Annotated in this window: 1 protein-coding gene; it reads left to right on the top strand. The window is 48.4% G+C overall.

Features of this window, described 5'->3' with window-relative positions; translation table 11 throughout:
- Positions 1-273: glycosyltransferase (locus tag A918_RS19710; protein ID WP_033315936.1), on the top strand; the 273-nt coding region annotated here is incomplete at both ends.

Below are 273 nucleotides of genomic sequence, written 5' to 3'. Positions count from 1 at the left end.
GTCTGCTCGATTATCAATGACTTTAAGGCAAGAGTTTCACCTGCTGAAGTCGTCTATACTGTTGAGCCGGTTTTAGGCATCGCATCGGCCAGAAATCACGTGCTCAATTATGCTGTTGATCATGGTTATGATCTGCTGACATTTGCCGATGATGACGAGCAGGTAGAGCCGCAATGGCTCATGGAATTGCTGAAAGAACGCGATCACCACAATCTTGATATTGTCGGCGCACCGGTACGTTTTGCACCGCCGGAAGGTAACTTGTCCTTCTGG

It is taken from the genome of Pseudochrobactrum sp. AO18b, assembly GCF_000409565.1.
In the GTDB taxonomy this organism is placed as follows: Bacteria; Pseudomonadota; Alphaproteobacteria; order Rhizobiales; family Rhizobiaceae; genus Pseudochrobactrum; species Pseudochrobactrum saccharolyticum.
The sequence above is the reverse complement of the archived record's forward strand: the minus strand, read 5'-3'. Positions and strand labels throughout refer to the sequence as shown.